A 14851-nucleotide genomic window follows, 5' to 3' on the forward strand; every position below is an offset into this window, starting at 1 on the left:
TTGTGGACACAGCACTAGTCGGTGGTTGCGGCAGGAAAGATGGCACGCGCAGTAGGGGGTGCGAGCAAGCCGCTGCCCACTCTGAGGAAGGCATGACCTTGGGCCTCCGCGTCTCGGATGGCCGTCTCAATGCGATCAGCCACACTGAAACCGAACGAGATCAGATTGTCGAACTGCGCACGCATGTCGGGCCCGAAGAAGTCGTCCGGGCCTGAGCCCTCCAAGGCTTCTCGCAACTGCTCCACAACGCCTTGCGCCTTCTCAAGTGCCATGCCGTTCAGGGCTGTCACGGCGATAAACCGGGCGATGCCTATCGCAGCGTCGCTGGCGGCTTGATCCTCAGTCATGCCCGCACGCTATCTACGGCCAGCCCTAGTCGGTCATGGAACGCGAGGCCCGCGAGCGTCGCCTACGCGTGCTCAGCGGGGCGGTCGCTAGCGAACCCTGCTCGGAACGACAACGGGATTTCCCCAGCGTTCTCAGGAACCACTACGACTTGGTAGCGGCCTTCCTTGGGCAACTGGACCAAGCGCAGATCAAGCGCGCCCGGCACCACCAGCATCTCGCCGGGGTCCAGCTCTGCGATCTCACCGACTTGGAACGCCCACGTCATCTCTGCGATCTTCCCGCCGTCGCTGTCTTCCACACGCACCAAGACTTCGTGCGGCATCTTTGCATCAACCTCAGAAATCTCGATCAGGAGCGCCAGCATGACCTCCATGCGTGCCGGGTAGCTCTCACGCCATGCGCGGGTGACGCCCGCCGAAGCGAGCGTCAGCAGGTTCTCGCGTACTTGCGCGTAGTCGCAGAGCGCGGCGACGCGGACGATCACTGGCTATACAGCCGTGAGAACTGGGGGCAGGGTACGGCTGACGAGCAGCGTTCCGCCGTCCGTGGCTGGCATGTACCCCGGTTTGGTGAACGTGACACGCTCAGGCTCTGGCGGCGCTGGAGTCGATTCGACCTCTAGACGCACTTCGAGTTCGTCAGCAAAGCCTTCTGCCTCGGCCCATTCCTCGATCATTTCGATCAGCGAAGCGAGTCGGTCGGCTGCGCCGGTGAAACCGCGGTCATCCTCAGCGCACCAACGAGGGCCTGCTTCGAGATTCGGGTACACCAACACTTCTGCCATTGTGCCCTCCAGTGAGTGTCCTGTGCTGTTCATAGTAGATCGGCTATCTCGGCGTTGGTCAACCCGGCTCGGTCAACCAGCATCCGACGCAACTGATGCGGGGGAACGTCCACACCATCGTGGTACGCAAAGCCTATGGGCAAACGTCCCTCAGCGACGAGCTTGCGATGCGAACCGCTGCGCCGCGCCTCTTGGTACCCAACCTTCTTGAGCAGGCGTAGCACTTCTCGCGCCTTGAGCGCAGGCAAGCTGCTCACCGAGACTGCCACACTTGCAGATGCCTAGTCCTGCGGATTGTCAACGCCTGCGTCGCGCTGGTAGCGCCATTCGTCGGGTTTGCGTGGCGGACTCGACATCAGCGCAGCAGCGACGTTCTCAGGCATGTCGTGGATCGGCTCAGGCATCGTGCGCTTGCGTTGCTTGCGGGCCGTCATGCGTCCACCGTAGCGGCTACGGAGCTGTCAGCCATCAACGCCGTGCATGTCTCAAGATGTCACGCAACCAGAAGCGCGGGGGATCATTGGCATTGCCATGGTCCCCTTCGGGCCAAATGCAGCGCAACAGCCGCGACGACAGCCCACACGACCAAGCTGACGACGAAGGCTGCTGCGATGACCGCGGCGACGATGCGGCAGCCTGCACAGCCGACAGGCTCCACACCCGGACGCGACACACCGCAATGCGGACAGCGCTTCGCGGCGGAAGCCGACGGCTCGGCGGCAACTGTTCGTGGACGCGGGGGAGCCCCGGGGCGGGTGCCCCGGGGCTCCTCCGTTGCTGTCAGTCGTGTGACTGTTGGTTGTCGGTCTGTGCTGTTCGGCCTGTGCCGCCCGGGCGGGCGGCTCGGGCCGACTGTGCAGCAACTCGCTAGTTGCGGGCCTTGACGCTGCTGGTCACCGTTATGCGGTTCTGCGAGGAGCCGTTGAGGTTCTCGTCGACCTTGTCCTGCGCACCGGTGTTGTCTGCCCCGGTGTTCGCGTCGGCGGCGTAGCCGGTCGCGACCGCAGGCGAAGCTGTGATCGCCGGGAATGCTGGCGGGCCAGTGATGGCGGGCGCGCCAGCGTGTCCCTCAGCAGTGGTGACCAGGTCGCGGTTCATCGGCAGGTTGCCGACCCGTGCGGTCTCGCCCTCGTAGCGGACCGTCGTCACCGGACCGGCGACTGCCGCCGGGCTGGCAAGGCTGAGACCGCCTGCCGCATCGGCGCTGTCGGCCGCCGCGGCCCGGATGCCGGACGCATCGTTGGTGGTCTTCGCGCGGCTCGCCGCTGCGGCCAGCACGTCCATCAGCAGCTGGTCGTGGTTGGCGGAAGCGATGTACGCGTTGAACCGGACCTCGATAGCGAACTGGGTGCGGCCAATGTATGACGTAGTGGCCGACACGCCTCTGGCGGCGGCCGTGTGCACCAGCGGTGTGCTCGGCGGGGCGCTGCACGGATTGACGCTCGCGCTGAACCGCTGATCGAAGTCGCTGTTGGCGCGCAGCGCCGCGAGCAGATCGCCGACCGTGGCCTTGCCGTTCGTCCATGTCACCGTCGCCCACTTGCGCTTGGAGTCGACGAGCACGTCAATGTCCAGCGGCTTCGCGGGGTCATAGCCAGAAGCAGTGTCGAACGTGATCGTCCAGTCATTGCCCGCAGCGCCCGCAGCGTCACCGCTGCCCTTGGCGTTGATCGTCAGCACCGCAGCGCCGCCGGACGCGATTGGCGTACCGAACGGGTTGCCCGCCGGCACCGTCCAGGAGTTGTGCTTGGAGTGCTTGAGGTTGCTCATCAGCACCGCGCTGATCCGCGGGCTTGCCTGCGCCCTGAACGCCGAATTCGACGCGCCTGCACTCATGTTGCCCGCTGCGTCTTTGACCGCGCTCGGCTTCACTGTGAGCCTGTCGCCCGTCGCGAGCTCACGGCCGATGGGGACCGAAACAGTGAACGACTTCGCGCCGTCCGCGACAGCGTCATGCGTGGGGCTTCCGACGGACCCGCCGGTGCTCCCCGTCGCGTCCCTGAACGAGAACTGGCCTGCTGCGACGCTGTTGGCATCCATGGCAGCGAAGCCGCCGGCGTCGCGGAAGGTCACCGTGAACGCCTGCTGCTCCGTCGGCGACGCATGCGCAATGCCCAAGATCATGGCTGTCGGACGCGCTCGGTCAGGCGCTGGCGCGCTCACCGAAGCTGACGCCGGAGCGACAGTGCGCTGATCGGCTGCTGTGCCGAACTTGTGCGATGACTGAGCAACCGAGACCATGTCGCCCGCGCTGAGCGCCCGGCCCAGGGTCACATTGACCCTGCGGTCCAAGCACGAACCAGCCGCCGAGGTCGACGCAGCAGTGACCGGCGCCGGCAGGCCGTTGATCTTGATGATGTCACGCAGCTTGCCCAGCAGCGCATTGTTCTCATTACTGCCGGCATCGCCAGCAGCCATGATGTCGTCGCTGAAGTACAGCGAGATCTGGTTGCCGGGCCGCACCGGGTCATCAGCGTTCGCCACGCCGTCGCCGTTCGTGTCGCCCTCGTCGGAGCCGTCGCTGCTGGGATCGTCCCCGCCCGCGATGCTCACCGACAGCGCGCCTGAGGACGCTGCCGCTTCGAGCGCGTCGTCCATGGTGCTCTGGCTGACCGCAGCAGTGCCGCCGACGGCGACGATGCCCAGGTTCAGCTTGTTGGCGCCGATGTTCTTCGGCGTCGCGGCGAGATAATCGCTCACCGACGCCGGCAGGCTGTCGCCCACGACCAGCGGCGGCACCAGATAGCCGCTCGCGAAGCTGGAAGCCAGCACCGGAGCAGCGACAACACCGTCAGGGTTGCCGCGCACCAAAGCCACCCGGTCGTTGGACACAAGACCCAAGGCGGCGCTGCAGCCGTTGCCGGCCATCTGCGCCAGCGCGACCGACACCGCCGCAGCAGAATCACCATCGACCCGATCCACAGTGTCCACACCGAGCGTGGTCAGCGCCGAAGCGACCTCAGCAGACACCGCGCCGGTGCCGCCGATGATCTGCACATGCTCCACATCGTTCTCGCTGATGAAATCAGCAGTCGCGTCCGGCAGCATGTCACCAGCGGTCATCAGCACCGGAAGCTGCAGACGATACGCAACCGTCTGCACCGCCACGCCATACGGCATCATGTCCGAGGCGCCGTTGATCAGCACCGCCGACGCAGCGTCGGTACCGCACCACGACGACTCAGCATCAATCATCGACGCGATCGCAGCAGCAGTCGCATACCGATCATCACCCGCAATCCGGGTCACCTTCGGCTCAGACGACAGACCCTCAATGGCAGTCACCGCAGCGTCGCTCACCGCAACAGAACCGCCCAGCACATACACCGTGCTCACGCCGTAATCCTCGATGAAATCAGCAACACCGCCGTGCAAGCTGCCCGAAGGCGTCAGCAAGATCGGAGCATCCACATAACCGGCCAAACCGGCAACCGAGATGGAATCGACCAGCGTCTCACCCGACGACACAAACGCCGACGGAACGGCACCAAGACCGCCCTTCGACATAGCGAAATTCTTCGCCAAACGCAACGCCGTGTCATAACGATCCTGACCAGCGAACTCACGCACCGTCGCCGTCGACGCATTGCTGTCGTGATCGATCCTCACCTCAAAAGAAGTGTTCGCAGCCTGAGCCGGCGACCCCGCCACGACCGCCAGCACCGACGCCACAAGCATCGCCACCACAACCGCAGCCAAAGAGCGCCAGCCCCGCCGCTTCGAATAAATAGTCAAGGTTCCGAGCCTCCTGCTTGGAATGTTGGGCTATTGGTATCCGGGCACGGGGCCTCGTGGCACCGATCTCCCGCCTGACATGTAGAACCGCGGCAGGGCCTTCCCTGTGACACGGCAACGCGCAAGAGTACGGACAGTTTCCCGGCTGCGCAACGCAATAATGATGTTCGCGCTGCGTGCGGCTCAGGTCACCCTGCGGTACGACACCCACGCTGGCATCATCACCGACAACGCCCGCAGAGGTGGTTCTTGCAGCGTGGCGGCCGTCTACGGCTGCTGCACAGGACGCGACTCGACGCCCAGGGTCGTCTCGATGCGCGCCAGGCGCTCGGTGTGATCAAGCAGCACAGCGTCGACCTGCGCGAACCTCGCATTCATGTCGTTTCGGAGCATCCCGATCTCGGCGTGCATGTCGTCGCGCAGCATCCCGATCTCGCCGCGCACACTGCCGATCTCGCCGCGCACGCTGCCGATCTGTGTGTCGATCTTGGCGTCGAGCGATCTGATGTCGTCGCGCAGGGTGTTGAAGCCCACCACGGCGAGCCCGAGCACGCCCGCGATCAGCGCCGCGCATGCCGTGCTCAGCACCGGCACCAGCAGCGACCGCCGCTCAGCAGCCCGTGCCGCCGACAGCGCTGCCGGCAGGTCGCCGACCGCATCCGGTGCGTCAGCGGGCGGGCGGTCCTCGGTCACATCGGCGATGGTACTCACTGTGCCTCCCGGCTCTCGCGCGCACCTGGCCAGCGCGCTCGTGAGCGAACCTAGAAGCACCGCCGCGCGGCAGCCAAGCGATTTTCGCCCAGTGCAGACGGCCCGACCCGGTGTCTCCGCAGAGTGCGCCGACGCAGCAAGCACCATTGCCGCACATCGACCGCCTCAGCCGGGCTCGGCGATGGCTTCAGTACGCGGCAGGCAGTGCAGCTGCATCCAACATGCGGATGCTCGTGACCTGCGCGGGTGCGTTCAGGCGTCCTGCTGACGTTTGTAGATGTCTGCAACCGAGTCGATCAGAGCAGCAGTCTCGATCTTGACACTTCCGAGCGTGCTCTTGATCTGGCGAAGCTCGCGGTCTTGATGGTCAAGGCGCCCGTCCAGATGGTCAAGGCGCCCGTCTTGATGGTCAAGGCGCTGGTCCAGATGGTCAAGGCGGCCGTCCAGATGCTCTCGCAGTTCCGCGATCTCACTCTTGGCCTCGTCTCCCATGCCGTCATCCTAGACACAGCGGTACGGATGGGGGTCGCAACTTGGGAGAGTGACCGCTCTCGCCGCAGTCGGTTGTATCGTTAGTCATCAAACTGTTAGGTGAAATATTCTCAGAACGTTATATGCGAGTGCGACAAAGCGACAAGGGGCCGACCGGCGGGGGCGGTGCGCCGTGAGCAGGCCGTCGCAGCATCCGTACCCGCGTTACCGGTCGCGTGTGTGCGAGGCCGAGATCGACGACGCGCTGGGCCGACGCGGCGCGGTGCTGATCGAGGGCGTCCGCTGGTGCGGCAAGACGTGGGCGGCACTGCGGTTCGCCCGCAGCACGCTTCGCCTCGACGATGAGGACGAGCTGCTGCTCGCGCAGATCGATCCGTCCGCCGCGCTGGGCGGGCACACGCCTCGGCTGGTCGACGAATGGCAGAACGCGCCGCACTTGTGGAACCGGATCCGTCGCGAGTGCGACGAACGGGCCGAGCCGGGACAGTTCATCCTGACCGGATCGGCCTCGCCGCGCTCAGACATCACCCGGCACACGGGCACCGGCCGCATCGCTCGTGTGACGCTGCGGCCGATGTCGCTGTACGAGAGCGGGGCGTCCGACGGCGCTGTGTCGCTGTGCAGCCTCATGGAGGGCCAGATCGCCTCGTGCGCGCCCCGCGAAGGCATCGGGCTGCGCGACATCGCGTCGTTCGTCTGCGTGGGCGGCTGGCCCGCGAACCTCGACGTCGAGGAAGCCAGAGCCACACGGTCAGCACGCGACCACCTCACCGAATCGGTGCTCGTCGACGTGCCCGAGGCGTCGGGCGTCCGGCACCGCCGCGAGACCATGCTCGCGCTGACACGCTCGGTGGCGCGCAACTCGGCCACCGAGGCGCGCACCTCCAAGCTGCTCGCCGACATGTACCCCGACTACGGCCAGAGCCCGGTCGCACGACAGACCGCGGCAGCCTGCCTCGATGCCCTGCAGCGGATCTTCGTGCTCGAAGACCAGCCGGCGTGGCCCGTGCACCTGAGATCACGCGCCGTGCTGCGCAAATCGCCCAAGCGCCACTTCGTCGACCCGTCGCTGGCCGCCGCCGCGCTCGGCGCGGCACCCGACCATCTGCTGCGCGACACCAACACGCTCGGCCTCCTGTTCGAATCGCTCGTCGTCCGCGACCTGCGCGTCTACAGCGCCCCCCTGCCCGCATCGGTGTACCACTACAGAGACAGCGACAACCTCGAGGTCGACGCAGTCATCACCCGCGACGACGGCGCCTGGCTCGCAGCCGAAGTCAAGCTCAGCCACCGCCCCGAGAGCGTCGACGCGGCCGCCGCACGCCTGCTGCGCCTACGCGACAAGGTCAGCGCCTCGCGCGCAGCCGACCTCGCCGCGCTCGTCGTCATCACCGCTCGAGGCGCCGCATACCGCCGCCCCGACGGCGTCTGCGTCACACCCATCACCTCACTGGGCCCCTAACCCACCGCCGCCCCCCAAGCACTCGCCCCGCCACTCTTGGGGGTCGCAACATTGGGGAGTGACCGCTCTCACCACCGCTCTCTCGGGTGGCCGGGGACGCGGGGGAGCCCCGGGGCGGGTGCCCCGGGGCTCCTCCGTTGCTGTCAGTCGTGTGACTGTTGGTTGTCGGTCTGTGCTGTTCGGCCTGTGCCGCCCGGGCGGGCGGCTCGGGCCGACTGTGCAGCAACTCGCTAGTTGCGGGCCTTGACGCTGCTGGTCACCGTTATGCGGTTCTGCGAGGAGCCGTTGAGGTTCTCGTCGACCTTGTCCTGCGCACCGGTGTTGTCTGCCCCGGTGTTCGCGTCGGCGGCGTAGCCGGTCGCGACCGCAGGCGAAGCTGTGATCGCCGGGAATGCTGGCGGGCCAGTGATGGCGGGCGCGCCAGCGTGTCCCTCAGCAGTGGTGACCAGGTCGCGGTTCATCGGCAGGTTGCCGACCCGTGCGGTCTCGCCCTCGTAGCGGACCGTCGTCACCGGACCGGCGACTGCCGCCGGGCTGGCAAGGCTGAGACCGCCTGCCGCATCGGCGCTGTCGGCCGCCGCGGCCCGGATGCCGGACGCATCGTTGGTGGTCTTCGCGCGGCTCGCCGCTGCGGCCAGCACGTCCATCAGCAGCTGGTCGTGGTTGGCGGAAGCGATGTACGCGTTGAACCGGACCTCGATAGCGAACTGGGTGCGGCCAATGTATGACGTAGTGGCCGACACGCCTCTGGCGGCGGCCGTGTGCACCAGCGGTGTGCTCGGCGGGGCGCTGCACGGATTGACGCTCGCGCTGAACCGCTGATCGAAGTCGCTGTTGGCGCGCAGCGCCGCGAGCAGATCGCCGACCGTGGCCTTGCCGTTCGTCCATGTCACCGTCGCCCACTTGCGCTTGGAGTCGACGAGCACGTCAATGTCCAGCGGCTTCGCGGGGTCATAGCCAGAAGCAGTGTCGAACGTGATCGTCCAGTCATTGCCCGCAGCGCCCGCAGCGTCACCGCTGCCCTTGGCGTTGATCGTCAGCACCGCAGCGCCGCCGGACGCGATTGGCGTACCGAACGGGTTGCCCGCCGGCACCGTCCAGGAGTTGTGCTTGGAGTGCTTGAGGTTGCTCATCAGCACCGCGCTGATCCGCGGGCTTGCCTGCGCCCTGAACGCCGAATTCGACGCGCCTGCACTCATGTTGCCCGCTGCGTCTTTGACCGCGCTCGGCTTCACTGTGAGCCTGTCGCCCGTCGCGAGCTCACGGCCGATGGGGACCGAAACAGTGAACGACTTCGCGCCGTCCGCGACAGCGTCATGCGTGGGGCTTCCGACGGACCCGCCGGTGCTCCCCGTCGCGTCCCTGAACGAGAACTGGCCTGCTGCGACGCTGTTGGCATCCATGGCAGCGAAGCCGCCGGCGTCGCGGAAGGTCACCGTGAACGCCTGCTGCTCCGTCGGCGACGCATGCGCAATGCCCAAGATCATGGCTGTCGGACGCGCTCGGTCAGGCGCTGGCGCGCTCACCGAAGCTGACGCCGGAGCGACAGTGCGCTGATCGGCTGCTGTGCCGAACTTGTGCGATGACTGAGCAACCGAGACCATGTCGCCCGCGCTGAGCGCCCGGCCCAGGGTCACATTGACCCTGCGGTCCAAGCACGAACCAGCCGCCGAGGTCGACGCAGCAGTGACCGGCGCCGGCAGGCCGTTGATCTTGATGATGTCACGCAGCTTGCCCAGCAGCGCATTGTTCTCATTACTGCCGGCATCGCCAGCAGCCATGATGTCGTCGCTGAAGTACAGCGAGATCTGGTTGCCGGGCCGCACCGGGTCATCAGCGTTCGCCACGCCGTCGCCGTTCGTGTCGCCCTCGTCGGAGCCGTCGCTGCTGGGATCGTCCCCGCCCGCGATGCTCACCGACAGCGCGCCTGAGGACGCTGCCGCTTCGAGCGCGTCGTCCATGGTGCTCTGGCTGACCGCAGCAGTGCCGCCGACGGCGACGATGCCCAGGTTCAGCTTGTTGGCGCCGATGTTCTTCGGCGTCGCGGCGAGATAATCGCTCACCGACGCCGGCAGGCTGTCGCCCACGACCAGCGGCGGCACCAGATAGCCGCTCGCGAAGCTGGAAGCCAGCACCGGAGCAGCGACAACACCGTCAGGGTTGCCGCGCACCAAAGCCACCCGGTCGTTGGACACAAGACCCAAGGCGGCGCTGCAGCCGTTGCCGGCCATCTGCGCCAGCGCGACCGACACCGCCGCAGCAGAATCACCATCGACCCGATCCACAGTGTCCACACCGAGCGTGGTCAGCGCCGAAGCGACCTCAGCAGACACCGCGCCGGTGCCGCCGATGATCTGCACATGCTCCACATCGTTCTCGCTGATGAAATCAGCAGTCGCGTCCGGCAGCATGTCACCAGCGGTCATCAGCACCGGAAGCTGCAGACGATACGCAACCGTCTGCACCGCCACGCCATACGGCATCATGTCCGAGGCGCCGTTGATCAGCACCGCCGACGCAGCGTCGGTACCGCACCACGACGACTCAGCATCAATCATCGACGCGATCGCAGCAGCAGTCGCATACCGATCATCACCCGCAATCCGGGTCACCTTCGGCTCAGACGACAGACCCTCAATGGCAGTCACCGCAGCGTCGCTCACCGCAACAGAACCGCCCAGCACATACACCGTGCTCACGCCGTAATCCTCGATGAAATCAGCAACACCGCCGTGCAAGCTGCCCGAAGGCGTCAGCAAGATCGGAGCATCCACATAACCGGCCAAACCGGCAACCGAGATGGAATCGACCAGCGTCTCACCCGACGACACAAACGCCGACGGAACGGCACCAAGACCGCCCTTCGACATAGCGAAATTCTTCGCCAAACGCAACGCCGTGTCATAACGATCCTGACCAGCGAACTCACGCACCGTCGCCGTCGACGCATTGCTGTCGTGATCGATCCTCACCTCAAAAGAAGTGTTCGCAGCCTGAGCCGGCGACCCCGCCACGACCGCCAGCACCGACGCCACAAGCATCGCCACCACAACCGCAGCCAAAGAGCGCCAGCCCCGCCGCTTCGAATAAATAGTCAAGGTTCCTGTGCTCCTTGTCTTGTACGACGGGAGATGCTCCCGCTCTGTGTCGTCAAACCCCGCGTCGTCGCGGTTTGTGACGGCGCCGACCGGTTGAAGGACTCGCCGCAGCGCGATTGCACCTGGTGAGCCCCACTTGCTGTTCCGCCTACGCGAGTACGCGCAACAGGTCCAGTGTAACGGCCTTCGCCGCCGCGTCATAGAGGAATTTTCGCCGTCTGCGAACACACCGGGCGCTACCGTGGCTACCCGTTGAGAGGAGACCGGTGCGCTACGAGCCGAACCCAAAGCACAAGCCAGCAGCGCCCGGTCGCAGGGGTTCGCGGTGTCCACGGGATGCAGACGCGGGCACGCTGCTCGAGAACAGCACGCCTCACAAGCAGAAGCGATATGCGACGGACGGCAGACAGGCGTACTGCGCGCAGTGCCACGACGGCGAGCGCGACGTGTGGCATGGGTACCCCGTCGATTGGAACGAGGTTCCTCCGGCGATCGTGAACGACTGGGTCGCCACGAATGCCGTCGCGCGCCGCACGGTACGGCAGGGAAACAGGCGCAGGCGATGAGCGTCCGCTGGGAAAGGCTGTTCGGCGAGCCGTCGTCGTTCGCGGTGAGAATGGCGTTCCACCACGATCCGGACGAAGGTGCAGCAGCGTCGCCGGAGATGGCTGCCAGTTGGGGGGCATTTCAAATCTGGGTGCGCAACGTGAACCTGTGCGCCCATGTGGATGAAGGCGAAACACTGCAGTACTGCCACTGGTACCTGCTTCCCCTGCTCGAATGGCTGACCGAGAACTGGGACCCGATGCTGCATGAGGAACGTCACCCCTCGGCGGTGCGGCCCGCTGCTACCGCCGCTGAAGTCGGCAGCATTGCCTCGACGCTGAGCCTCGGATCGACTGGTTCCGAGAGTGCATTGGCCACACAGGAAGCCTGTTTCGCGTGGCAGCAGAGACATGCTCTGCGGTCCGCTCGCGACGGCGGGATCTTCCCCGGAGTGCATATTCGGCGGCTCAGAGACGAGGTCGAGGTTTCCTGGACGGCTGACCATCTCGCGGGTGCCGAGGACATTGGCTTCCTGGCGACTGAGGGGGCTACGCGCGGCGATCTGACCGCTGTTGCCAACGCGCTGTACGAAATGCTCGACAGCGCATCAGAGTGGCTTCATGCCCAGGTCCCAGAATCGCAGCGGTGCCAATCGCTCGTTGAGTCCGTCCGAGCGTTGCGTCAACCAAATCGATCTGAGGAGCGAGCTGCGTGGCTTGCGGGCCTAGGCGATCTTCGGGACGAGATCGTCACGCGCTGGCGACGTTTGCGCAACCGAGTCAGCGACTTGGGGTCACCGCAAGCCGTCGAGGCCGTGTTCGGCCGAAAGAGCTCAGACGAGACCGTGCTGAACGGGTGCCTAGCACCTCTTCTCTTCGGTTCCGCAAGCCCCACAATCACCGAAGACGACGCCTTGTCGTTGGCTGTGCTGTTGCTCGAGACCTACGAGAGATCGCCCGAGGACGGTCTGGCCCACCTAGTTTGCGATGAACCAATCGATGCCGCGCGGCCGCCTTGGCAGCAGGGATACGACCTCGCCGATGATCTGCTTGACGAACTCGGGAATGACCTCACGGCCTCGAGCTCGATCTTGAACGCATGGCTGGCGGACTGGCGCGTCCGGGTGGGTGAGATCACTCTGGACGACCCGGAACTGCGAGCTGTTTCGTTCGTCAGTGCTCATCACGCCCCCAGCATCTATGTGAACCAAAGCCACTGGTCAGCGCCCCTGCCGCATGCGAGGCGATTCACGCTCGCGCATGAACTGTGCCATTTGCTGCACGACCGTTCAGTCGGGACGAACCTGGCGGTCGCCAGCGGTCCGTGGGCGCCGCTTTCGATCGAACAGCGCGCCAATGCATTTGCGGCATGGCTTCTGATGCCACCCGGCCGCTTGAATTCTGCGATTGCGTGGATTGATAGTCCAATCAACACGCCGGAGGGCCTTGGAGCCGTTGCTGCCGAGCTCGAAGTGAGCAAGCTCGCCTTGCTAGAGCATCTGGGCAACCTGGGCTTCCTCAACGAGGATGACCGACACCGCTTGCGCCTCGATATCTGAAACACCCTGAATGCAGGCTTGCGGTCTTCGCTGCTTTGGCAGGTGACCACCAAGAGAGAGCTGCGGAGCGCTCAGCCGATCACGCCGGCAGCGTCGAGCCAGATCGACACCAGGGCCGACAGACCGATGCCAGCGAGCCAGTAGTGACGAACTCGACCCGCGACACGGTCCTCGGCGCGCTGGGCCACCAGAACATCGACCTTCGCATCAACGGCGGCGAGGTCTTCCTTGGTGGCAAACCGTGACAGCTCGGAGGTCAGGAAATCCTTGGTCACCAAGTCCGGCTGCGGTGCGGCAGGGAGGCACGACATCATGTATTCGGCGATCGGCTCGTCAGCGTGCTCACGCAGCCAAGCGTAGAGGCGGGAACGATCTTGTTCAGACACGGCGAGATTCCTTCGGTAGCGATCTGCGGCGCACCGTAGGCGGTATCACGCTGAAGCTGAAATGAATTTCAGTATTTTTCGATGTTTCGCTGATCTGCCGTTCTGCGCTGGCGGCGGGGGCAGTTCTGCCTCACGGGCAGCCCGCTCCCCGCACACATCTTCACTGTTTTGCGCAGGCTCCAGAGATTGGAGCAAGCATGGGATCTATGGATGCAGAGCTTCGTCCGGCGGCGACGTCGAGGCGGTATTCGCCTGAGCAGAAGGACCAGGCGGTGCGCATGGTGCTGGAAGTCTTCCTTGGTGGCGAGCTCGGCCAGCGGCACGTGGTTCAAGCAGGACATGGCGTATTCGGCGAACGGCTCGTCGGCCTGCAATGACCAACCTGGTTATCGCAGAGTTCGCTAGCTAGATTATCTGTCTAGCTGCTAATGACTTGAGGTGTGGAGGGCGTTATGGCGGATGCAGCGCAGAAGTGGCAGTTGCAAGATGCCAAGAACCGGTTCAGCGCCGTTGTCGATGCGGCGCTGGGCGGCGAGCCGCAGCATGTGACGCGGCGCGGCCGACCCGTGGTCGTGGTGGTGGCGGTGGATGAATTCGAGCGGCTCTGCCGGCTCGACAGCGGCGCCGCGCCCACGTTCGGCCGTCTGCTGGCCGCAATCCCGACCGACGACGGCGAATTCGAGCGGCTCGAAGTGTCACCCAGGGACATCGAGTTGTGAGCTTGCTGCTCGACACCGATGTCCTCTCGGCGCTGCGCCGCCGCGACCGCAACCCGTCGGTAGCCAGATGGCTGGAGAGCCAGCGCACCGCCGACCTGCATCTCAGCGTGGTCACCATCGGCGAGATCGAGCGCGGCATCTGCCGGCTGCGCGATCGCGACACTGCGTTTGCCGGGGAGCTCGCCGCCTGGCTCGACAAGGTGCTCAGCTGGTACGGCGACCGTGTGCTCGCCGTCGACACCGGCACCGCCCGGCGATGGGGCCAGCTCTCTGGGCTGCTCGGACACGCCAACGCCGACCTCTTGATCGCGGCCACAGCGCTCGAGCACGGCCTGACCGTGGTCACCCGCAACACCCGCCACTTCGAGCCCACCGGAGCGAACGTGCTCAACCCCTGGGAGTAACGGACGCTCAGTCGGCGGCGGTGGGGGTGGCTGTTTCGGTGCCGATGGCCGGGATGCCCATGTCGCGGTAGGTGGCCATCGGGAAGTACGGCACTTCGAGCTCGTCGAATGACCGCTGGGCGTCGTGGCCCCGGTCGGCCAGCGTGACCGCGGCCACCACCTGTGCGCCGGTGTCGCGCACGTTCTCATACGCCCGCAGGATGGAGCCGCCGGTGGTGACCACGTCGTCGATGAGCAACACCTGGTTGGCGTCGCCGATCCGTGTGCCTTCCACCAGGCGGTTGGTGCCGCGCCCTTTGGCTTCCTTGCGCACGATGAACCAGCTCGAGCCGCTCACCACCGCAATGGCGGCAGCGAGTGCGTCGGCGCCGAGCGTCAGGCCGCCGACCGTGTCGAAGCGGATGCCGGCCGCGGTCACCCGTTCGGTGATAGCTTCGGCGGCGAGGCGGAGATCGTCGCCGGCGCCGAGCGCCACCTTGCCGTCGATGAAGTAGCGCGAGTAGCCGCCCGAGGCGAGCTGGACCGGTTCGGGCAGCTCGGTGAGGCCCTTGGCGCGCAAGATCTCTAGCAGTTGCTGCGACGCCCCGGTGCTCATCGGCGCCAAGCGT

At 65.7% G+C, this 14851-nt stretch carries 16 protein-coding genes; 5 read left to right on the plus strand and 11 right to left on the minus strand.

Annotated features, from left to right (window positions below):
- Nucleotides 1-14 precede the first annotated feature (14 nt).
- From ACOQPE_RS03985 to ACOQPE_RS04020, 8 genes are all read right to left on the minus strand, one after another.
- A complete protein-coding gene (locus ACOQPE_RS03985) occupies nucleotides 15-347 on the minus strand; it encodes a hypothetical protein (protein WP_420610615.1) in 333 nt (110 codons plus the stop codon).
- Between the two features lie 62 nt (nucleotides 348-409).
- On the minus strand, nucleotides 410-832 hold the full coding sequence (locus ACOQPE_RS03990) for a DUF6941 family protein (RefSeq protein ID WP_420610616.1): 423 nt from the start codon (nucleotides 830-832) through the stop codon (nucleotides 410-412).
- A gap of 3 nt (nucleotides 833-835) precedes the next feature.
- Nucleotides 836-1165: a hypothetical protein gene (locus ACOQPE_RS03995; protein WP_420610617.1), complete on the minus strand. Its 330-nt coding sequence runs from the start codon at nucleotides 1163-1165 to the stop codon at nucleotides 836-838.
- Nucleotides 1162-1401 carry a type II toxin-antitoxin system HicA family toxin gene (locus ACOQPE_RS04000; protein WP_420610618.1) on the minus strand — a complete coding sequence of 80 codons (240 nt, stop codon included), beginning with the start codon at nucleotides 1399-1401 and terminating at the stop codon, nucleotides 1162-1164. Before ACOQPE_RS04000 ends, ACOQPE_RS03995 begins: the two co-directional genes overlap by 4 nt.
- Before the next feature lie 12 nt (nucleotides 1402-1413).
- Nucleotides 1414-1566 (minus strand): hypothetical protein, encoded by a 153-nt coding sequence (locus tag ACOQPE_RS04005; RefSeq protein ID WP_420610619.1) that lies wholly within the window; start codon nucleotides 1564-1566, stop codon nucleotides 1414-1416.
- Between the two features lie 433 nt (nucleotides 1567-1999).
- Entirely contained in the window at nucleotides 2000-4867 is a 2868-nt protein-coding gene (locus tag ACOQPE_RS04010) for a cell wall-binding repeat-containing protein (RefSeq protein WP_420610620.1), read from the minus strand.
- 267 nt (nucleotides 4868-5134) lie between these two features.
- Nucleotides 5135-5560 carry a hypothetical protein gene (locus ACOQPE_RS04015; RefSeq protein WP_420610621.1) on the minus strand — a complete coding sequence of 142 codons (426 nt, stop codon included), beginning with the start codon at nucleotides 5558-5560 and terminating at the stop codon, nucleotides 5135-5137.
- Nucleotides 5561-5830: 270 nt separating this feature from the next.
- Complete coding sequence (locus ACOQPE_RS04020) at nucleotides 5831-6070, minus strand: hypothetical protein (RefSeq protein WP_420610622.1); 240 nt, start codon at nucleotides 6068-6070, stop codon at nucleotides 5831-5833.
- A gap of 172 nt (nucleotides 6071-6242) precedes the next feature.
- Between ACOQPE_RS04020 and ACOQPE_RS04025 the strand changes: the two genes are divergently transcribed.
- Nucleotides 6243-7532, plus strand: a complete 1290-nt coding sequence (locus ACOQPE_RS04025; protein WP_420610623.1) for an ATP-binding protein — start codon at nucleotides 6243-6245, stop codon at nucleotides 7530-7532.
- 230 nt (nucleotides 7533-7762) lie between these two features.
- Here the strand turns inward: ACOQPE_RS04025 and ACOQPE_RS04030 are convergent, their stop codons facing one another.
- Nucleotides 7763-10831 carry a cell wall-binding repeat-containing protein gene (locus ACOQPE_RS04030; RefSeq protein ID WP_420610624.1) on the minus strand — a complete coding sequence of 1023 codons (3069 nt, stop codon included), beginning with the start codon at nucleotides 10829-10831 and terminating at the stop codon, nucleotides 7763-7765.
- 361 nt (nucleotides 10832-11192) lie between these two features.
- Between ACOQPE_RS04030 and ACOQPE_RS04035 the strand changes: the two genes are divergently transcribed.
- On the plus strand, nucleotides 11193-12734 hold the full coding sequence (locus ACOQPE_RS04035; protein WP_420610625.1) for an ImmA/IrrE family metallo-endopeptidase: 1542 nt from the start codon (nucleotides 11193-11195) through the stop codon (nucleotides 12732-12734).
- 71 nt (nucleotides 12735-12805) lie between these two features.
- On the opposite strand, the gene ACOQPE_RS04040 is transcribed toward ACOQPE_RS04035, so the two are convergent.
- Entirely contained in the window at nucleotides 12806-13120 is a 315-nt protein-coding gene (locus tag ACOQPE_RS04040) for a hypothetical protein (RefSeq protein ID WP_420610626.1), read from the minus strand.
- A 206-nt stretch (nucleotides 13121-13326) separates the two neighbouring features.
- Between ACOQPE_RS04040 and ACOQPE_RS04045 the strand changes: the two genes are divergently transcribed.
- From ACOQPE_RS04045 to ACOQPE_RS04055, 3 genes are all read left to right on the plus strand, one after another.
- Complete coding sequence (locus ACOQPE_RS04045; protein WP_420610627.1) at nucleotides 13327-13497, plus strand: hypothetical protein; 171 nt, start codon at nucleotides 13327-13329, stop codon at nucleotides 13495-13497.
- 75 nt (nucleotides 13498-13572) lie between these two features.
- Nucleotides 13573-13839 (plus strand): type II toxin-antitoxin system prevent-host-death family antitoxin, encoded by a 267-nt coding sequence (locus tag ACOQPE_RS04050; RefSeq protein ID WP_420610628.1) that lies wholly within the window; start codon nucleotides 13573-13575, stop codon nucleotides 13837-13839.
- Complete coding sequence (locus tag ACOQPE_RS04055) at nucleotides 13836-14243, plus strand: type II toxin-antitoxin system VapC family toxin (RefSeq protein WP_420610629.1); 408 nt, start codon at nucleotides 13836-13838, stop codon at nucleotides 14241-14243. The genes ACOQPE_RS04050 and ACOQPE_RS04055 overlap by 4 nt, the downstream gene beginning before the upstream one ends.
- Before the next feature lie 7 nt (nucleotides 14244-14250).
- Here the strand turns inward: ACOQPE_RS04055 and ACOQPE_RS04060 are convergent, their stop codons facing one another.
- Nucleotides 14251-14838, minus strand: a complete 588-nt coding sequence (locus ACOQPE_RS04060; RefSeq protein ID WP_420610630.1) for a phosphoribosyltransferase family protein — start codon at nucleotides 14836-14838, stop codon at nucleotides 14251-14253.
- Between the last annotated feature and the right edge of the window lie 13 nt (nucleotides 14839-14851).

Source organism: Candidatus Poriferisodalis sp., from assembly GCF_965219595.1.
Classification (GTDB): domain Bacteria; phylum Actinomycetota; class Acidimicrobiia; order Acidimicrobiales; family Poriferisodalaceae; genus Poriferisodalis.